Source organism: Hymenobacter sp. GOD-10R (genome assembly GCF_035609205.1).
Classification (GTDB): Bacteria; Bacteroidota; Bacteroidia; order Cytophagales; family Hymenobacteraceae; genus Hymenobacter.
In genome coordinates, this window is sequence record NZ_CP141184.1 from 4,981,178 (window position 1) to 5,001,184 (window position 20,007).

Annotated in this window: 16 protein-coding genes; 12 read left to right on the top strand and 4 right to left on the bottom strand. The window is 54.7% G+C overall.

The window, feature by feature from the left end:
* Window positions 1-127 precede the first annotated feature (127 nt).
* The 3 genes from SD425_RS19795 to SD425_RS19805 all read right to left on the bottom strand — a co-directional run bounded on the left by SD425_RS19795 (window position 128) and on the right by SD425_RS19805 (window position 6,726).
* Window positions 128-2,245, bottom strand: a complete 2,118-nt coding sequence (locus SD425_RS19795) for a M13 family metallopeptidase (protein WP_324671750.1) — start codon at window positions 2,243-2,245, stop codon at window positions 128-130.
* A 159-nt stretch (window positions 2,246-2,404) separates the two neighbouring features.
* Window positions 2,405-4,522 carry a M13 family metallopeptidase gene (locus SD425_RS19800; RefSeq protein ID WP_324671751.1) on the bottom strand — a complete coding sequence of 706 codons (2,118 nt, stop codon included), beginning with the start codon at window positions 4,520-4,522 and terminating at the stop codon, window positions 2,405-2,407.
* A gap of 107 nt (window positions 4,523-4,629) precedes the next feature.
* Entirely contained in the window at window positions 4,630-6,726 is a 2,097-nt protein-coding gene (locus SD425_RS19805; protein WP_324671752.1) for a M13 family metallopeptidase, read from the bottom strand.
* 194 nt (window positions 6,727-6,920) lie between these two features.
* On the opposite strand from SD425_RS19805, the gene xseA reads away from it, so the two are divergent.
* The 9 genes from xseA to SD425_RS19850 all read left to right on the top strand — a co-directional run bounded on the left by xseA (window position 6,921) and on the right by SD425_RS19850 (window position 14,191).
* Window positions 6,921-8,474 (top strand): exodeoxyribonuclease VII large subunit, encoded by a 1,554-nt coding sequence (gene xseA, locus SD425_RS19810; RefSeq protein WP_324671753.1) that lies wholly within the window; start codon window positions 6,921-6,923, stop codon window positions 8,472-8,474.
* Entirely contained in the window at window positions 8,471-8,716 is a 246-nt protein-coding gene (xseB, locus tag SD425_RS19815) for an exodeoxyribonuclease VII small subunit (RefSeq protein ID WP_324671755.1), read from the top strand. The genes xseA and xseB overlap by 4 nt, the downstream gene beginning before the upstream one ends.
* Before the next feature lie 118 nt (window positions 8,717-8,834).
* On the top strand, window positions 8,835-9,233 hold the full coding sequence (locus SD425_RS19820; RefSeq protein WP_324671756.1) for a hypothetical protein: 399 nt from the start codon (window positions 8,835-8,837) through the stop codon (window positions 9,231-9,233).
* Window positions 9,234-9,250: 17 nt separating this feature from the next.
* The gene (locus SD425_RS19825) at window positions 9,251-9,940 is read left to right on the top strand and encodes a hypothetical protein (protein ID WP_324671757.1); all 690 of its coding nucleotides are present in this window, start codon (window positions 9,251-9,253) and stop codon (window positions 9,938-9,940) included.
* Between the two features lie 87 nt (window positions 9,941-10,027).
* The gene (locus SD425_RS19830) at window positions 10,028-10,438 is read left to right on the top strand and encodes a hypothetical protein (protein WP_324671758.1); all 411 of its coding nucleotides are present in this window, start codon (window positions 10,028-10,030) and stop codon (window positions 10,436-10,438) included.
* A 172-nt stretch (window positions 10,439-10,610) separates the two neighbouring features.
* Window positions 10,611-11,363: a hypothetical protein gene (locus tag SD425_RS19835; RefSeq protein ID WP_324671759.1), complete on the top strand. Its 753-nt coding sequence runs from the start codon at window positions 10,611-10,613 to the stop codon at window positions 11,361-11,363.
* 66 nt (window positions 11,364-11,429) lie between these two features.
* Window positions 11,430-12,254, top strand: coding sequence for a sensor histidine kinase (locus tag SD425_RS19840; RefSeq protein ID WP_324671760.1), 825 nt, complete (start codon window positions 11,430-11,432; stop codon window positions 12,252-12,254).
* Between the two features lie 9 nt (window positions 12,255-12,263).
* Window positions 12,264-12,677 (top strand): response regulator transcription factor, encoded by a 414-nt coding sequence (locus SD425_RS19845; RefSeq protein WP_324671761.1) that lies wholly within the window; start codon window positions 12,264-12,266, stop codon window positions 12,675-12,677.
* A gap of 119 nt (window positions 12,678-12,796) precedes the next feature.
* Window positions 12,797-14,191 (top strand): hypothetical protein, encoded by a 1,395-nt coding sequence (locus tag SD425_RS19850; RefSeq protein WP_324671762.1) that lies wholly within the window; start codon window positions 12,797-12,799, stop codon window positions 14,189-14,191.
* 3 nt (window positions 14,192-14,194) lie between these two features.
* On the opposite strand, the gene SD425_RS19855 is transcribed toward SD425_RS19850, so the two are convergent.
* Window positions 14,195-14,557, bottom strand: a complete 363-nt coding sequence (locus tag SD425_RS19855) for an MGMT family protein (RefSeq protein ID WP_324671763.1) — start codon at window positions 14,555-14,557, stop codon at window positions 14,195-14,197.
* A 163-nt stretch (window positions 14,558-14,720) separates the two neighbouring features.
* Here SD425_RS19855 and SD425_RS19860 point away from each other — a divergent pair, with 163 nt between their 5' ends.
* The 3 genes from SD425_RS19860 (at window position 14,721) to SD425_RS19870 (ending at window position 19,911) form a co-directional block, all read left to right on the top strand.
* Window positions 14,721-15,215, top strand: coding sequence for a ferritin-like domain-containing protein (locus SD425_RS19860; RefSeq protein ID WP_324671764.1), 495 nt, complete (start codon window positions 14,721-14,723; stop codon window positions 15,213-15,215).
* A gap of 334 nt (window positions 15,216-15,549) precedes the next feature.
* Complete coding sequence (locus tag SD425_RS19865; protein WP_324671765.1) at window positions 15,550-16,686, top strand: efflux RND transporter periplasmic adaptor subunit; 1,137 nt, start codon at window positions 15,550-15,552, stop codon at window positions 16,684-16,686.
* Window positions 16,687-16,806: 120 nt separating this feature from the next.
* Window positions 16,807-19,911, top strand: coding sequence for an efflux RND transporter permease subunit (locus SD425_RS19870; RefSeq protein ID WP_324671766.1), 3,105 nt, complete (start codon window positions 16,807-16,809; stop codon window positions 19,909-19,911).
* The last annotated feature ends 96 nt before the right edge of the window (window positions 19,912-20,007 follow it).

Below are 20,007 nucleotides of genomic sequence, written 5' to 3' on the forward strand. Positions count from 1 at the left end.
TTATGCAGACGACTACAGCCGATAACCGGTTGGATGCCTAGGGCGTCGGACCGGCGAGCGAGGCATTAAAAAAGGCAACCTGCTAACCGCAAGTCGCCTTTTCAGCTTTATTGAGAAGCCTAGGTGCCTACCAGATTTTGGCGCGCTTCTCGGTGGCGCGCACCATTTTCGCGTTGTCTTTGCAATGAAAGGCCTCGTAGAATTCCGGCATGTTCTGCAAGGGACCAATCACGCGGTATTCTTCTGGGGCGTGCGGATTAGTAAGCACCAAGCGACGCAACGCCTCGGGGCGCTGCTGGGAACGCCAGCTCTGGGCATACGCAATAAAGAAGCGCTGCTCCGGCGAGAAGCCGTCGTATTGTGGGCGCGGGTTGCTGCCGTAGGTTTTGGCCAGTTGCTTTTCCATGGCGGTGTAGGCGATGCTCAGACCACCTAAGTCAGCTAGGTTCTCGCCCATGGTCAGCTTGCCGTTGATGTGCACCGAATCCAGAGGCGTAAAAGCGTCAAACTGGCTGCCCACAATGGCAGCGCGAGCCGTGAACTTCTCCGCATCCTCTTTGGTCCACCAGTCTTTCAGGTTGCCATCAGCGTCAAACTGCCGGCCTTGATCATCGAAGCCGTGGGTCATTTCGTGGCCGATGGCGGCGCCGATGCTGCCGTAGTTTACCGCATCGTCGGCTTTCGGGTCGAAGTAGGGCGGCTGCAGAATACCGGCCGGAAAGACGATTTCGTTTTTCGAGGGGCTGTAGTAAGCATTCACAGTGGGTGGCGTCATGTTCCACTCGGCACGGTCGATGGGCTTCCCTAGCTTATCCGCATTCTGCTGAAACGACCATTCGCGGGTAGCTAGCACGTTTTTCAGATAGGATTCTCGCGAGATGGTCAGGGCCGAATAATCTTTCCACTTGTCGGGGTAGCCGATCTTAACGGTGAAGGCGTTGAGCTTCTTCAAGGCTTCCGCTTTGGTGGCCTCGCTCATCCAAGCATTCTGCTGAATGTGCTCGGCAAAGGCATCTTTCAGGTTATTCACCAGCTCCACCATCTTCTGCTTCGAAGCAGGCGGGAAGGCTTTGTCCACATAGAGCTGACCGAAGGCTTCACCCAGCGAGGCGTCGGTGGCACGCAGCATCCGCTTCCAACGGGGCTGCTGACGCTCGGCGCCGCTCAGCGTTTTCTCGAAGCGGAAGGCTTCGTCGCTATAGGCTTTCGGCAAAGCGGACGTCAGGCTCGATACTAAGTGCCAACGCAGGTAGGTTTTCATATCGGCCAGCGGCGTGGCCTTTACCAGCGTATTCACCTCATGTAAAAACTCAGGCTGCCCCATCATGATTTCTGGTGCTGCCCCTAGGTGCAGCTGTTGCAGCATCGTGGGCAGACCTAGGTTCGGATACTTAGCGCTGGCCGCGGCCACGCTCATTTTGTTGTAATTAGCGTATGGGTCACGCAGCGCCACACGCGTTTTGCTGGCCGTGGCAAGCTTGGTTTCCAAAGTGAGCACCGCTTGTGCCTGCTTTTGGGCCGCGGCTTCCGAGTCGCCCATCAACTTGAACATGTTGACCATGTGCCCTAGGTACGACTCCCGAATCGACTTCGAGCGGGCGTCGTCTTTCAGGTAATAGTCGCGGTCGGGTAACGACAGACCGCCTTGGCGCAGGCTCACAATGTACTGCGTGCTCACCTTCGCATCTTGCCCCACGGCCACCCCGAACAGAGCGCCCGTGCGCAGCATCTGCTGGTGCGCCAAGGCAGCTTGCAAGTCTTTTGTGGTCTTGATAGCGGCAATCTTGCTCAACTCAGGTTGCAGGTATTTAAGGCCCGCCTTTTCAATCGCCACCGTGTCCATGGCCGAACCATAGTAGTCACCGACTTTCTGCAGGTTCGAGCCTTTCGGCGCCGAGTTGTTGGCCGCAGCATCAGTCAGGATTTGCCGCATGATAGCCTGGTTCCGGTCGCTCACCTCATTATCGATCCCCCAAGACGTTTCGCTGGCCGGAATGGGTGTGGTCTTGAAGAAGTTACCGTTAGCGTACTGGAAGAAATTATCGCACGGATCGACCGCCGTATTCAGGTAGTCGATACCGAGGCCGGTACCTTTCGGGGCTGGTGCGGCAGTGCTCGTAGCTGTGGCTGTGGCAGGCGTAGTCGCTGCCGCGGTGGTAGTAGGCGTGCTAGTAGCGCAGCTCGCTAGCGCTAGCATGGCTGCCGTTGCCACTAGGGTTTGTGTTAGAGGTAGGTGTTTGGTCATCAAGGATGAAAAGTGCAGGTTGAAAAAGCTAGTAAGAAACGTCTTCGGCGGATGAGCTAGATAAAAACGCTCACCTCCGATGATGCGTTGCTATAAGACAAAAAAGGCGGGCTGCCGTTGCAGTCCGCCTTTTTTGTCGTTGAAAAGCTAGGTATGGGGTTACCAGATCTTTGCCCGCTGATCGGTAGCGCGTACCATCTTCGCGTCGTCTTTGCAACCGAATGCCTCAAAGAACTGGGGCATGTTCTGAAGCGGACCGTTGGTCCGGAACTGCTCAGGCGAGTGCGGGTCGGTTAGCACCTGCTGGCGCACGTACTCGGGACGGGCTTGGGCATGCCAAATCTGGGCCCATGCCAGGAAGAAGCGCTGCTCAGGCGTGTAGCCATCGAGCTTGGTCTTAGGCTTGCCAGCAATGGCTTTTTCCATGGCCGTGTAGGCGATGTTCAGACCACCTAGGTCGGCGAGGTTTTCGCCCATCGTCAGCTTGCCATTCACGTGCACCGAGTCGAGCGGCGTGAAGGCATCGAACTGCTTGCCTACCACCGCTGCGCGCTGGTTGAACTTGTCGGCATCGTCCTTGGTCCACCAGTCCTTGAGGTTGCCCTCAGCGTCGTATTGACGGCCTTGGTCATCGAAGCCGTGGGTCATTTCGTGGCCGATGACGGCCCCGATACCACCGTAGTTCACGGCATCATCGGCGTTGGGGTCGTAGAACGGTGGCTGCAAAATGCCGGCCGGGAACACAATCTCGTTCATGGGCGGATTGTAGTACGCATTTACCGTGGGCGGGGTCATGCCCCACTCGTTGCGGTCAATCGGCTTACCTAGCTTGCTAGCGTTATCATCAGAAGCCCAAATACGCGCGGCCAGTACGTTTTTCAGGTACGAATCACGCGAGATGGTCAGCGTAGAGTAATCCTTCCACTTATCCGGATAGCCAATTTTCACGGTGAAGGCGTTGAGCTTCTTCAGGGCTTCGGTCTTGGTGGCGGCGCTCATCCAGGTGTTCTGCTGAATGTGCTCGGCAAACGCTGCTTTCAAGTTATTCACCAAAGCCAAGGCTTTCTGCTTAGCCTCGGGCGGAAAAGCCTTGTCCACGTACACTTGGCCGAAAGCCTCGCCTAAGGCCGCATCCGTTGAGCGAATCATGCGCTTCCAGCGGGGCTGCTGCTGCTTGGCACCCGTGAGGGCCTGGCTGTAGCGGAAGGTTTCATCCACATAAGCTTTGGGCAACGCATTGGCCATCGAGCTTACCACGCGCCAGCGCAGGTAGGTTTTCCAATCGTTAAGCGGGTCCCACTTCAGTACGTTGTTTACATCTTGCAAGAATGCCGGTTGTCCAACGATGACTTCTTTGGCACCGCCTAGCTTTTCCTGCGCCAGCATGGTTTGCAAACCTAGGTTCGGGTACTGCTTCTGCAGTTCCGCCATGGTCATCTTGTTGTAGTTGGCGTACGGGTCGCGCAGGTCGACGCGGCTCTTGGACGCCTTCGCCATCCGCGTTTCAATGCGCATGATGGTCGAGGCATCTTTCGTTGCGGCGGCTGCACTCTCCCCCATCAGCTTGAAGATGTTGGTCATGTACGTCACGTAGGCCGTCCGAACAGCCTTGGAGCGCGCATCGTCCTTCAGGTAATAGTCGCGGTCGGGCATGCCGATGCCACCCTGATAAATCTGCACGGCGTACTGCGTGCTGATTTTTTCGTCTTGCCCCACGCCCGTGTTGAACAAGCTGCCCACGCCCATGCGGTGGTGGTAGCCAATCACTTGCTGCAAGCCTTTCAGGTCTTTAATGGCAGCAATGCGGTCCAATTCGGGTTTCAGATACGTCAGACCTGCCTGCTCGATAGCCGCCGAGTCCATGGCCGAGGCGTAGAAGTCGCCCACTTTTTGGGCATTGCTACCTTTAGTCGCGTTGCGGTTGGCGGCGGATTCTTCCAGAATTTGGCGCTGTACCAAGGCGTTTTTGTTGCCTAGCTCATTGAAGCTACCCCAGCGCGACTCAGAAGCCGGAATAGGGTTGTTCTTCAACCAGTTGCCAGAAGCATACTGAAAGAAGTTGTCACAGGGCGACACCGACTTGTCGATGTTTTCGATGGCCAGTCCTACGCCTTTTGCCTCGGCAGGGGCAGCCGCCGAAGCCGTAGCGTTGGTCGTGGGAGCAGGCGTAGTAGTAGCTGTAGCTGCGGCGGGGGCTTTAGAAGAGTTGCCGGCGCACCCCGCTAGCGCCAAACCCGTTGCAATGGCAGCTAGGGTCAGGTGATTTCGGTTTTTCACAGAGGAAGGAAAAGAAGAATTGAAAATGAGGGTAGGAAGATAAAACAAAAAGCGCGACTCAGGAACCTGAGTCGCGCTTTTAAAGCTAATAAGCTAGGTGTCTGCGATTACCAAATTTTGGCCCGCATGTCGCCGGAGCGCACCATCTTGTCGCCTTCCTTGCAGCCGAAAGCCTTGTGGAATTCGGGCATGTTTTGCAGCGGACCGATGGTACGGTATTGACCGGGTGAGTGCGGGTCGGTCTGCATCTGCTGACGCATAGCCTCCGGGCGCTGGTTCACGCGCCAGATTTGGGCGAAGTTCAGGAAGAAGCGCTGCTCCGGCGTGAAGCCATCGATTGACTTACCGGCTTTGGCCTGGGGCGTTTTCATGAACGCGGCGTAGGCTATGGTGAGGCCACCTAAGTCGGCTAGGTTTTCGCCCATCGTCAGCTTGCCGTTCACGTGCGCCGAGTCCAGGGGCGAGAAAGCATCGAATTGCTTGCCCACTACGTCGGCTTTGGTCATAAACTTCTCACCGTCTTCCTTCGTCCACCAGTCGCGCAGGTTGCCCTGGGCATCTACCTTGCGGCCCTGATCGTCGAAGCCGTGGGTCATTTCGTGACCGATGACGGCCCCGATGCCACCGTAGTTCACTGCATCGTCGGCTTTGGGATCATAGAACGGTGGCTGCAGAATGCCGGCTGGGAAAACGATTTCGTTCAAGGAAGGGCTGTAGTAAGCATTCACAGTAGGTGGCGTCATGCCCCATACGGAGCGGTCAACGGGCTTACCAAACTTGCTCAGATTGTCTTGGGTGCGCCACTCGGCGGCGGCAAACAAGTTATTGAGGTAGCTTTCGCGGGAAACTTTCAGAGCCGAGTAGTCCTTCCACTTATCGGGGTAGCCAATCTTGACCACAAAAGCGTTGAGCTTCTTTAGCGCTTCCGCTTTGGTAGCGGCACTCATCCACTCGGTGGCCTGAATGCGTTCAGCGTAGGCTAGGCGTAGATTTTCAACCAACTGCTTGGCACGGGCTTTGGCCGCCGGACTAAAGTCTTCGTCGACGTAGAGCTGGCCAAATGCCTCGCCTAGCGAACCATCTGTTGCTGCGAAGGCTTGGCGCCACCGGGGCAACGGCTGCTTGGCGCCGCTCAGCACCTTACTAAAATTGAAAGCCTCATCAACATACGCTTTGGGCAACGCCGATGAAACAGACTCCACCAAGTGCCAGCGTAGGTACTGCTTTTGGTCGGCAATGGGCTCCTCCTTCAGCATGGCACTCGCTTCTTTCAGGTAATCAGGCTGACCCACAATGATTTCCTTGGCACCGCTCAGCCCACTTTCCTTTAGGCGCAGAGGGATGTTCAGGTCGGGGTAGCTAGCCGTTACCTGCTCCACGGTCATCTTGTTGTAGTTGCTTTCTCGGTCGCGCAGGGCTACTCGGTCGCGGCTGGCTTTCGCCATACGGGTCTCGAGGCGCGTTACGGCAGCAGCATTTTTCTCAGCCGTGGCCTGGTCATCACCTAGCAGCTTAAACACATTGACCTGGTAGGTGCGGTAGGCGGCCCGGATCGTTTTGGAACGCGCGTCCTCCTTCAGGTAGTAGTCACGGTCAGGCAATGTGAGGCCTCCCTGGCTCATCTGCACCGCGTACACGCTACTGTTCTTGCTATCCTGGCCCACGCCCAGGCCGTACCAGCCCTTCCCAAGGTTTTTGGGGTCAGCGAGGTAGCGCTGCACACCGGCCACATCCTGAATGGCGTTTATTTGGGCCAGATGGGGCTGCAAATACTTCAGGCCGGCTTTCTCTACGGCTACGCTGTCCATGGCAGCAGCATAGAAGTCACCCACTTTTTGCAGGTTGGAGCCAGGCTTAGCACTGCGGTCAGCGGCGGCCTTTTCCAGAATGCGCCGGGCCACAACGCGGTTGCGGTTCCTCAGCTCATTAAAGGAGCCCCAACTCGTCTCGGACGCGGGGATAGGGTTATTTTTGATCCAGTTGCCGTTGGCAAACTGAAAGAAGTCGTCGCAGGGCGCTACCGACTTGTCGATATTCGCCAGGTTGATGCCAACACCTGTCTGGCCCGTCGAGTTTTTGCCGGCGGTGGCGGTTGTTTTGGCAGTCGACTTGGGTGCGGCCTTTTGCGCCATGGCCGTGCCAGCCGTCAGGCTTAGCACCGCTGCGGCCATTGCCGTAATCGTTAAATTACTCCGTTGGGTCATGTGTGGGACTGTGTTGAAAAAATGCTGTAGTAGGGGAAGTTGAGAAACGGGGAAACTCAAATTTAAGCAAATCTGCTTTGTGAGGAACATCCGGCCTAGGTTCGCTCTTATAGTGCCGAAAGACCCCGCCCGGCGGCTGTTGTTGCATGTTGCTGTAGCAATTTTCGCCGCCCCAATTGCGTACCTTGCACCTTATGCCACCGCTGTTTAATCGTCGTTCTGAAATTGGTTTGCCTGCTTCGCTGCCGCCCGTCGCGCTGCCACTGGCCGAACTCATGGCCCGGGTGCGACAAACCCTCACCGACCGTTTTGCCGAGTCGTACTGGGTGGTAGCCGAAATTGCCGACCTCACCCTCCCCCGCTTCGATGGCGCGCACTGCTACTTGGTGCTCACCGACCAGCACACCACCGGCCGCGGTGCCCAGCTCAAAGCGCAGGCGCGGGCTACGATCTGGAGCCAGCGCTATCAGCAGCTAGCCCCCGCGTTTCTGGAGCAGACCGGTCAGGAGCTTAGCATCGGCATCAAGGTGATGCTGCGCGTGCAAGTAAAGTTTCACGAGCAGTATGGCCTCAGCCTCGACGTTGTCGCCATCGACCCGACCTATACCGTAGGTGACCTAGCTCGGCAGCGGCTCGAAACCATCCGAAAGCTTGAAGCCAAAGATCTGCTCGAACGCCAAAAGCGGCTTTCGTTGGCTATTGGCCCGCAGCGGCTTGCAGTTATCTCGTCGCCCACGGCGGCTGGTTTCCAGGATTTCATGCAGCAGCTTAGCGAATCGGCTTACGATTTCAGCGTAGCACTCTTCCCCGCCTCGATGCAGGGCGCCGAAGCACCTTCCAGCATCCTATCTGCCCTGGATATGATTCGGCGGCAACGCCACACCTTCGATGTGGTCATCCTGATTCGTGGCGGCGGCGCTAAAACTGACTTGCTTGCCTTCGACGATTATGGCCTAGCAGCAGCAGTCGGCTCTTTTCCGCTGCCGGTGCTCACGGGCATTGGCCACGAGCGCGACGAGGCTGTGACGGATTTGGCGGCTCACCTTGCCCTCAAGACGCCCACTGCCGTAGCTGCTTTCCTCACGGAGCGCCTGGGCCGCCTCGATGCCGTATTTGAAGGATATGCGCTGCGTATTCGGGAGCTAGCCACCGAACAGCTACAAGATGCCGCTACTCAACTTCGCCGCCTGACGCTCCGCACCCGCGAAACGGCCCAGGACAAGCTAGCTTTTCACCGCTCTGCTTTGCATCAGCAGCTCCGCCAGGCGCGCGAAACACCACGCACGCATTTGCGCCGGCAACAACAGCAATTGGCTACGCAACGCCGGGCGCTGCACCGTGCTGCGCGCCAAGCCCTACGTCGGCAGCAAGGAGCGCTGCGTACGCTAGGCAAGCTGCTCGCGCGTCGGTTCCGGCACCTGCACCGGCGGCGGCGAGAGCAGTTGCTACGCTACCGCTACCAATTGCAGCTAGCCACAGCGCGTCAGCTACACCTAGCCGAGCTGCGCTTGGCCCGTGCCACGGCCCATCGCTTGCCCAATGCGGAAACTGCCCCGCCAAGTGCGGCTGCGGGCATTCGTTTGCTAGATAACAATAACCAACCGCTTACCCCTGATCGGCTCCGCGCTGGCACCCACGTGCGCCTTCAGTTGCCCGACGACGCCGTGCTGATAGCGCGCATCATTGCCCGTTTGTCGTCTACCGACGGCAGCAGTCCTTCCGTGCCCGATCTTTTTTCTCAGTCATGACCAACGATCAAACTTACCGCCAGACGATTGAAGAGCTGGAAACCATTCTGCGTGCCCTCGAAAATGATACCGTCGACGTGGATGACCTCACGGCCCGCGTGCAGCGCTCCGCCGAGCTAATTCGCCTTTGCAAACAGAAGCTCCGTCATGCGGAAGCGGCCATCGATCGGGTGTTTGATACCCTCGATGAAGAGGACGATGCAGAGGGAAATGACGCCGCCAACGATCCTACCGACCGCTAGCTTCACCCCCATCCTAGGTTGCTGTGCTTGTTTGGCATTGTCCTCCGATAGATAACCTCCTATATTTGGGCATCTTAGAGACGATATACTTTATTTTTCACCTAACCTGCTCAACGCCATGTCATTCACCGGTACCGAAGGAGAATCAATCGACCACAAGCTAGCCGGGCAGTGGACCCGTAACCATCGCGAGGCGAATCCCAGCGAGATTCAAGGCCACTTCTTTGGCCACAAGATCCTAGAGAACATTCTCCAGCAGAAAGGCTGCATTGGTATTCGCATGTATTATGCGCTGGACGAGGAGAATAACCGTCATTTGGTACTAGTCGGCGTCGATAAGGACCGAAATGACATGCTCAACGGCCCCACTGCGGCCGATGGCCAAGAGGACGTGCCTGCCGCTGATGAGCTGACCACCACTGAACGCATGCCCGCTTTCGCAGCTAGCTTCTTGGTAGGAAACGATGGCAAACCTAGCCCGCCCTACAGCAGCGACGACAACATCCTGAATAGTTAAGCTTCGCTGATTCATTCTTGATGCTGCAAATTCCTGCTTGGCTCCTGACGGCTTCTGAAGTGCTGGAATGGGTATCGCAGCTAAGCGTACTTGTACCGTTGGCAATTGCTTGGCGGCGGCGCACTCTTTTTGCACCGACTGTTCGGGTTCTGTTCTGGTACACCTACCTTTCTCTGTTTACCTCTCTGGCCTTGCAAATTGGGCGGCACCTGTTTCACCTTAACACTCCGGTGCAGCATCTGTACACGCTACTCAAAACCCTGCTGTTTGGCCGCATGTACTACCTAGCGTTGCGCCGCCCGTGGCACCGGCAGCTTGTGTACGGACTCACGCTAGGTTTTGCAGGCTTTGCAGCGCTCGATGCCTTTTACTTAGAAGGCTTAACCCATTTCAATTCATACGGACGGGCCGTTCAGAGCTTGCTGCTCATTGGCTTTGCCATGCTTTATTTCGAGCAGATGCTGCGCGAGTTGCGCGTATCCCGTTTAGAGCAGGATCCTTTGTTTCTGGCCAGCGTAGGGTTGGTAATTTATTCAGCGGGCACGGGTATGTTGTTCGTGCTTATTAATAATTTCCGCGAGTCATTGTCGGCACTTACGCTGGCATTTGACACCGTTTCCCTGCTGAATATTGCGTTCAATGTTTTGCTCACGTTTGCCTTCCTGCGAGCCCACCCAAGCGAAGTAGAACAATCGCACCAAGGCTAGTCCAAATAACTTAATTGCGCCACCTGCAACTAGTTAATTTTTGTTTAACGCTGCACTGCAGTACTATTTTTAAATCCTGTTTTTTTAATGTCTGATTCTACTCTTTTTGATCCGGAAGCCGGTCAATTCTTTTCTACTGTTACAGAACCTAAAGCATGGACAAAGCGCTACCGCGATGAACACCCGGAACTTGACGAAAACAACCAAGCCAAGAACCCGCTTTATGCTACTTACTTCAGCAAAGAATTTGTTGAAAGTATTTTAAATCAACCACGCCCAGCTAGCTCGCCGTGCGTGGGCCTACGCATCTACCGTGGTACGGATAGCAATCAGAAGCAGCACACGATCTTGGTCGGCGTCGATCCAGATGGCAACGACATCGTGTATGCCACGGCGAACGACGGCACCGCCAACCTGAACGAAGTGATGGTTGGAAATTATGGAAGAGGTTGCCCACCTGACTGTGACACCACAGGCACCGGGCTTATGGCTGATTAATCAGAGGGAGGCTGGCTAACATTATTTAGGCCGGCCTCCTTCTGATCACGCTACTGATAGGCTATTGCTTGTTCGATGTTCACTCGTTGTAGGCTTCTGAACGTAGTGCATGCTTGCTGGGACATAACCAGAAAACAAAGATTCAGAACCACCACTATAAGTAAAATAGCATATGAACTTAGAGAGGCTGCTTGAGCGTACAGCGGAGCTGTCCTTTATCATTCCGTTAGCAGTCGCTTCGGTACGCAAGGCCAATTTACCTCCGGCATTTCGCTCCGTCTACAACTTTCTAATTGTTGTATTCATTGGGGCTGTTATACGTCGTTCTGCTGCTATTGCCTTTCACAATAATCTATTTTCCTATCACTTCTTCACGGCAGCGGAAGTATATTTTTTAGGTCAGGCCTATTATAGGCTAACTCCTTCACGCACTATAAAAACCGGTATTCGTACTCTACAAATTTTATTTATTCCGTTAGCTCTCCTGGATGCTACAATGGCAGGCGGGTTATTAGCGCATATTAATACTATGGCCAATACGTATTCGGGCACCATGTTTGTCGCCCTAGCCATTTTAAATTTATTTAACTTAACAGAAAGCGACTCAGAAAATATATTTGAGAATCCTTACTTTATTTTCAATGTTGCTATTTTAATTAACTCTACCATCACCACAGCTATTCATACACTCAGTTATTTTCCTCAAGACCTACCTTACTTTAATCAAATTATGTTGGCCTTCCCCTACATAAATGCTCTTTATGTAGGTTTACTGGCGTATGTCTTCGCCCGTTTCAAGCTAGCCATAGATCCGCTTGACGCATTACCGCCCTGGCTACGCTTTGCAGCCAGACGCCGTTCCGTGCGGTCAGTAAGACTACCTATTGCTTCCATTCCACCTACCACCATTCAGGCCGAGGTATAACCACGCCACGCCTTACGCCAATCATTTTCGATAGCAACGGAGAGTTGCACTTTTGGTCTGCTATTCATGAATGAGGCGCTTGTTCCGCTGCTTCTGGTCACGCCTATTCTACTCTTGCTCGCCTTGGGCATTGTAGGCTTCGTGATTCGCTACCAGCGCCGCCTCATGCTCCAGCGCGAAGAGATGCAGTTCATGCAGCAAAAAGGGCAACGTGAAGCCCAGCAGCAGGCGCTTGAAGCTGCACTCCTCGCTCAAGAAGACGAGCGCCGCCGAATTGCCGCCGACCTCCACGACGGCGTCGGCACTACCCTAGCTATCGTTAAGCTACACCTAAACGCCCTTCAAAAGCCAGATCTTACCCAGGAAGCAACTTCACTGCTCGATCAGGCAATCAGCGAGGTGCGTCGCATTTCGCGCAATCTCTTGCCTGTAGCTTTGCAGAAGTTCGGGCTTCCTTTCGCCCTCGATGCACTAGCCCGCACGGTGCCAGCCGAGGGACCTACACAGCTGGTGCTGGAACAGCGCGGCGCTCCCCGCCGCCTCGACCCTAAGTATGAACTGATTGCATACCGCGTCGTGCAGGAGCTACTAGGCAATGGCTTGCGCCATGCCCGCGCCTCTACGATTACCATCATCGTAAACTTCCGCCCGTCGCAAGTAGAATTGCATTATACCGATGACGGAGTCGGCTTCGATTTGGCGGCGGTAGAAACCCAACCCTCCCCCATTACCCGGACTGGTCTAGGGCTTACCAACTTACGCAGCCGAGTCGCCCTGCTACAAGGCACTTTTCGTCAGGAATCTGCCATTGGAGCTGGTAGTCAGGTTTGGATTTCGCTGCCGCTTCCGTACCTTACCACCGATCAAGCATCTGCCTCTATTATTCCCTAATCAGTCTTTATGTCCAATCAACTTGTGCGCATAGCCGTAGTAGACGATCATATCTTATTTCGCAAAGGTCTTCGGGCGCTACTCAGCGGTTTCCCGGGAATAGAGGTGATCTTTGAGGCAGGTGATGGGCAAGAGTTATTGGAGCGGCTTGATCAAGGCAGTACGCCCGACGTTGTGTTAATGGATTTGCAAATGCCGGTGTTGGATGGTTTGCAGACCACCCGTCTGCTCCGCGTACAGTATCCGCACGTGCGCATCATCATTATTTCCATGCACGACGAGCCTGAGTTGATTGAAAACTTAATGCAGGAAGGCGCTCACGGCTACTTGCTTAAGAATGCTAACCCCGACGAAGTTCGTAACGCTATCCTGAAGGCTATTGGCCGCAGCCGCAAGTACCCGCTGCTGGCCGAGCTGAACTAAACCTTCTTATTCATTTATACAAAAAAGGCCGCTCAACATGTTGAGCGGCCTTTTTTGTGGTTTTGGGATGACTATTGTAGTATAATATTTATTCTATATAAAGGCTTATGTCATCTGGTATGCGTTTAAATTTTATTCCCTTTCTCTTCCTCCTTACTTCACCGCTGCTGCCCGCTTGGGCACAATCTCCCAGTAAATATATTCTCGACCTCAGAGCCGATAAGGCAAAACCTATTGCCTCTGACGCCCTCTACATAGCGCAGGTAGTTGATCTACGCCTCAACCAGAACAACATCGGTTGGGTGCAGGGTGGTATGTACGAAAATCGCATCCTAGCGAACTTCCGCCACGACTTCAAGCAAGAGCTCACCAGCTTTGCGCAAGCAGCTAGCCCGCGTAAAGCAAACGCGCAGCCTATCCTGATGTGCGTGCGGGAACTCCAAGTTGCGGAACATGCCAAACAGACCCAGCAAACCGCAAGCGCAGAGCTAGTTATTGACTATTTGTATCAGCAGAATAATGGCTATCATCTAATAGCGCACACAGCTGATGCCGTTACTACCAAGAGGCTATACGATATTACCGCTTACCACGAGTACAACCTTACGAAGGTTCTTAATCAAAGCCTTGCGAAGCTGGCGAGCATCAACCTAGAGCAAATGGTTGCCACCACACCCACCATGACTTGGGAAGAGGTGCTAGGTAGTGCTATTAGTTCTCAGGCCAGCTACCCGATTATGGTTGATAGCTTACTGCGACCGGGCGTTTACTTAACCTTTCAGGAGTTTCGCAACAACGCACCTAGCCTAGCCGGCACAATTGAGGTGGAGCAGGCGCCACTCCAAGGCAATGGCTGGGCAGCCTCTTACCAAGCCATCCCACACTTGCGCAACGCGGATGGCCGCCGAACTTCCGTTAGCAATAAAGTGTGGGGCTTCTGCGATGGCAAGCAGTTCTACATCCGGCACGATAGAGCCTATTTCCCGTTGCGGCGGCGAGCCGATGCCTTTACGTTTTTAGGCCTTGCACCACCTGACTGGCATAACAATCAGCAACAGGTCGTACCCGCGGGCTCCGGCGCTTTTATGTTCGTTCACGCTGCCCCAAACTTACCCATGGAGTACTCCCTGAACATGGCCACTGGCCAAGTCAGCGAGTTTGTTCCATCTACAGCGCCGATGGCAGCACCTGCCGATACAACTTCCATTGTCGTATACCGGCGGCCCGATGCGGCCCCCGATCAGGCCGTTACCATTCTAGTAGATGGCCAAGTAGTAGGCACTTTGCGCGGCAATGAGTACGTGGTGATCCCCTGGACTGACAAGAAGAAAGAGCTAGCGCTAGGTGCCCGCACGGCCCAGGAAACAACGTACCGATTTCATCCTAACTTCTTGGCGGGCAACTATCTCGACTGCCGCTTGGTTTCGGCAACCCAGACGGCACCTAGGCTCCGTCTTATGCTGGCCGAAGAAGGCGCAGCCCATGTTGCTGAGCTTACCCCTGCTAAGGAGTAGTCCCTATCCTAACTCCAGGCTCGGGTCCCAAAACAGACGCTTAAATTCCTGCACCTGGTCGTTCTCTACGCGTACACCTTCGGCCTCGAGCGCCTCCTGCATAGCCGTTGGGGTAGCAAAATGCTGACGCCCGGTGAGCAAGCCTATCCGGTTGATCACGCGGTGGGCAGGTACGGCGGTAGCACCTGTTAGGGGATGAGCCGCCATCATGGCCCACCCAACCATCCGGGCGCCATTTCGTGCCCCTAGGTAGTGTGCAATAGCGCCGTACGTAGTCACGCGACCGGCCGGGACGAGGCGTACCACATCGTGTACATCTTGGAAAAAATTGCGGTGAGCTTCGGAGAGTTCTTTGGGAGACTTCATAGACAGAATAACACAAGAAGTATCTGAACAGGTGGGCAAAAACAAGCTCAGCGCTAGCAGAAAAGCCTTTTATTTATGTAAACCTACTGCAACAGCAGGGCGTAAGAACGGACGTATTGCCTTATTGAGCACTACTTTTTCCACCTATTTCTACCCGACTGCTATGTCTGACAAACTGGAAACCCTAGAAGACCTGTTCCAAGAACAACTCAAAGATCTGTACAGCGCCGAAAACCAGCTGCTGAAAGCAATGCCAAGCATGGCTAGCGCAGCCAAAGATCAACGGCTACTGCAAAGCTTCGAACTACACCGCCAAGAAACCGAAAATCAAGTGACACGCCTGGAGCAGATTGCGCAAGAGCGTGGCTTTGACCTAGGTGGTCATACGTGCCAAGCCATGCAAGGCTTAATAGCGGAAGGGCAAGAAACTATTTCGGAAGATGCTTCGGACGAAGTAAAAGATGCTGCCCTTATTGCCGCTGCTCAACGCATTGAGCACTACGAAATAGCCGGCTACGGCACGGCGGCCCACTATGCTGAGCGCCTCGGCTATGATACAGCATCTTCTCTGCTGCGCCAAACGCTTCAGGAAGAGCAAAACACTGACACCAAACTCAATGATCTAGCGAAAAGCTATATCAACCAAAAAGCCATGTAAACGGCTGATTGATTCTGTTAAAAAAGCCTGCAACCCGCAGGCTTTTTTTGTGTCTTAGCAGGTAGAAAATCTATCAAATAATCGCCTTTCTTTAAAACTCACCACCCTCGAACTATTTCATGTGGTAACACGCTGAAAGCGGCTGCAGTCGCCCCTCGGATTCGTATGTTGTACTCTCCAGAGTATGATGCTGACCAGGAAGTTTTGGCAAAAAGACCTCCGCGTGAGCACCAGCTTCCTGCGCTACCGAACCCTAGGGTAAAAGCCCGCGTTGTACCATTTCGCCCTTCTGAAAAACTGACCCTTTATTAGTTCGGGATTAGCCTCCCTGTTTATGCAAGTCAAAGAACAAGAGCCCGTTGTAGCGGAACCGCGCCCAGGACGCCGGATACTATGGATTGTCATCTCCCTGGCACTTATTGCGGCCTTGGTGTTTGTCAAGATGCGCTATTTCCCTTCACCTGCCGAGGGTGGTAAGGGCGGCGGCAAAGGCGCTGGTGCCGGTGGCAAAGGGGGTGCCGGTGGCGCCAATGCTAAAATACCCGTAACGGCATACGTAGTGCAGCCCACCCGCTTGGCCGATGTGGTGGCCGCTACCGGTTCCGTTATTGCCGATGAATCGGTGGTAATTCAGAGCGAAATTGCGGGCAAGATTACCAGCCTCAACTTCAAGGAAGGTCAGCCGGTTCGGAAAGGGCAGCTCTTGTTCACGATTAATGCCGCTGATGTGCAGGCGCAACTGCGTAAACAGGAGTATAACATCAAGCTCTACCAAGACCAGGAGAAGCGCGAGCGGACGCTGTTGGAAAAGGAGTACATCAGCCGCCAGGAGTACGAGCAGAGTAACAACGCGCTGCTGACTGCCCAGGCCGATTTGCAAGCTTTGCGCGTTACCTTGGATAAGGCTAATGTGCGTGCTCCGTTCGATGGCGTGCTAGGGTTGCGCTCTGTCTCGGTGGGAGCGTACGTATCACCGGGCACTTCTATTGTGACTCTGTCGCGCATACAGCCCGTCAAAGTCGATTTCAGCGTACCGGGCCGCTACGCACAATCAGTGCGTGTCGGTGACCCCATCCGCATCACCGACGAAGCCACGACCAAAGAGTACCGCGCCAAAGTATATGCCGTCAACCCGCAGATTGATCCCGCTTCGCGGACGCTAGCCATCCGGGCCGTTTATCCGAACAAGACCCGCGAATTGCGCCCCGGTGCTTTCGTGCGGGTAAACTTGGAGCTAGGTCAGATTACCGATGCATTGCAGGTTCCGACGGAAGCTGTTATTCCGAACGCTAGTGGCTATACCGTGTTTAAAGTGAAGGGTGGCAAAGCAGAAGTACAGCCCGTAAAAATTGGTATTCGCTCCGAGCAAGTAATTCAAATCGTCGATGGGCTGGCTGTGGGTGACACCATCGTCCGGACCGGCATTTTGCAGGTGAAAGCCGGCAGTCCGGTGAAAGTGCTGCAACAGTAAACCTAGCTCGTGTGTGGCAATTTAAGTGGTTTGCAGTAGTCTTCTAATTGTAAGATTGTTGTCACGCTTGCAAGCTTATTTGTTGTCTAACAGCGCTTTATCATCTCTAGCTAACTAATCATGAGCTTATCCTCTACTAGCATCAACCGGCCGGTTTTGGCTATCGTGATGAGCATGCTCATTGTGATATTCGGCGTTATCGGCTTTCGGTACCTCGCTATTCGGGAGTACCCCAGCGTCGATCCGCCCATCATTACGGTACAAACCAGCTATACGGGCGCTTCCGCCGACGTTATTCAATCGCAGATTACGGAGCCGTTGGAAGAAGGCATCAACGGCATTGCCGGTATCCGCAACCTCTCGTCGACTAGCCGCGATGGTGCTTCGACCATTACGGTAGAGTTCGACCTAGGGGTAGACTTGGAAGCAGCTGCCAACGACGTGCGCGACAAAGTGTCGGGCGCCCAGGGCCGCTTGCCGCGCGACGTCGACCCGCCCATCGTAAGCAAGGCCAACGCCGACTCCTCCCCGATCATTCTGAGCTATCTGAGCAGTTCTTCGCGGACGCTGCTGGAGCTGACCGACTACGCTAACAACGTACTGAAGGAGCGCCTGCAAACCATTCCGGGTGTAAGCGAAATCCGGGTGTGGGGTGAGCGAAAATACTCCATGCGCCTGTGGCTCGATCCGGTGAAGATGGCTGCTCTTGGCATTTCGCCGGTTGATGTGCAAACATCCTTGGCCAAGCAAAACGTGGAGCTACCTAGCGGGGCAGTGCAGGGGCAAACGACCCAGCTTTCTCTGCGTACCATGGGCCGCCTCACCACCGTATCAGACTTCAACAACCTCATTTTACGCAACGACCCTAGCTCGCAAGTGCGCCTGAGCGACATTGGCTATGCCGAACTTTACCCGGAAAACGACCAGACCATTCTGCGCCGCAATGGGGTGCCGATGGTGGGCGTCATGGCTATTCCGCAGCCTGGCTCCAACCAGATTGCCATTACGGATGAATTCAACAAGCGCGTCAACCAGTACAAAACCGACTTACCGAAGGACCTGACGCTGATCAACGGCTTCGATAACTCTATCTTCATTCGGGCGTCTATCGCGGAGGTGGAGGACACCATCATTGAAGCCTTCGTGCTGGTAGTACTCGTTATCTTCCTGTTCCTGCGCGACTGGCGCTCGACGTTGATTCCGGTAGTTGCCATCCCGGTTTCTTTGATCGGTATCTTCTTCGTGATGTACGTGATGGACTTTACCATCAACGTACTCACCCTCCTTGCTATCGTACTCGCCATCAGCCTTGTGGTCGACGATGCTATTGTGGTACTGGAGAACATTTACAGCCGGATCGAGGAGGGCGAGTCGCCTTTGGAAGCGGCACTGAAAGGCTCCGAGGAAATCTTGATGGCCGTGGTTTCTACCACGGTTGTGCTAGCGGCGGTGTTCTTGCCGGTGGTATTTCTGTCCGGCATCACTGGGCGCTTGTTCCGCGAATTCGGGATTGTGTTGGCCGGTTCGGTACTGATTTCGGCCTTTGTGTCACTCACGCTCACCCCGATGATGTGCTCGAAGCTGCTGAAGAAGCAGGAAAAGCACAACTGGTTTTACCGCAAAACAGAACCCTTCTTCGAGGGGCTCACGAACGGCTATCGGAGTGCGCTGGAAGGCTTTCTGCGCAACCGGTTCCTAGCGTGGGTAATTGTGGCGATGACGGGCGTGGGCATCTGGTATTTCATGGGCGCGCTGCCTTCCGAGCTAGCTCCTATCGAAGACCGCAACCGCATTAGTATATCGGCTACGGCTCCCGAAGGGGCTTCCTTCGAGTACATGGACAGCTTCATTACGCAACTCTACAATGTGGTGCAGGATAGCGCTGGTGCATCCGCCAACAACATCCTGACGGTAACGGCGGCGGGCGGTGGTAGTGGTGGTGGCAGCGTGAACACCGGTATTGTTCGTGTGTACTTGAAGAACCCCGAACAGCGCAAACGCTCGCAACAGCAGATGGCCGACGCATTAACGGCTAGTGTGAAACCCCTGACGGGTGCTCGGGTGTCGGTGTCGCAGGAACAAAGTATTGGATCTGGCGGCGGCCGCGGAGGTGGGTTGCCCGTGCAGTTCGTTGTGCAAACCCAAGACTTTGAGAAGCTAACCGAGATTGTTCCAAAGTTTTTGGATGCCGCGCGCAGCGACAACACCTTTAGCTTCGTTGATGTCGACTTGAAATTCAACAAGCCGGAGCTTCGCGTGATCATTGACCGCGAAAAGGCGCAGAGCCTAGGAGTATCGGTGCAGGATATTTCGCAGACGCTACAGGCCGGCCTTAGCGGGCAGCGTTACGGATATTTTATCCGCAATGGCAAGCAGTATCAGATTATTGGGCAGGTAGCGCGCCAAGACCGCAACCAGCCCTTGGATGTACGCACCCTGAACGTAAAGAGCAGCTCTGGCAAACTCGTGCAGCTCGATAACGTCATTCGGCTAGAAGAAAAAAGCACGCCGCCTCAACTCTACCGCTTCAACCGCTATAACTCGGCGACGTTCTCGGCTTCGCTGGCTAAGGGACAGACCCTCGGTGACGGCATCGCCGCCATGCGCGCCATTGCGGACAAGAACCTAGACGACTCGTTCACCACTTCTCTGGCCGGCACCTCGCGCGACTTTGAGGAAAGCTCCTCGTCGCTGGTCTTTGCCTTTGGCCTAGCTTTGGTGCTGATTTACTTGATTCTAGCTGCGCAGTTTGAGAGCTTCCGCGACCCTGGCATCATCATGATTACGGTGCCGCTGGCACTATCGGGTGCGCTCCTGAGCTTGTGGTACTTCAACCAAACGCTCAACCTGTTCTCTCAGATCGGCATCATCATGCTCGTGGGCCTCGTAACGAAAAACGGTATCCTGATCGTGGAATTTGCGAACCAGAGCGTGGAGAAGGGCGCCGATTACATGACCGGCCTCATCGAAGGCGCCACCGCTCGTTTCCGCCCCATCCTGATGACTAGCCTTTGCGCCGTGCTTGGTATTCTGCCTATCGCGGTAGCCACGGGCGCAGGGGCCCTCGGTCGCCGTGCCATGGGTATTGGGGTAGTAGGCGGCTTGTTCTTCGCAACGGGCCTCACGCTGTTTGTGGTGCCGGTGATGTACTCCTACTTCGCCACTGCAAAAAAGCACAAGCCTGAACCAGAACCCGAGAAAAAACGAGAAGCCGTACCTGCCTAAGCTTCTGCCCTGATCTAGGGTGTGATCTACCCTAGGTCGGGAGCAGGTGTTGCGCTTCTCTTTTGATAAGTATCATCTTTATAGCGCCGGCTTTCC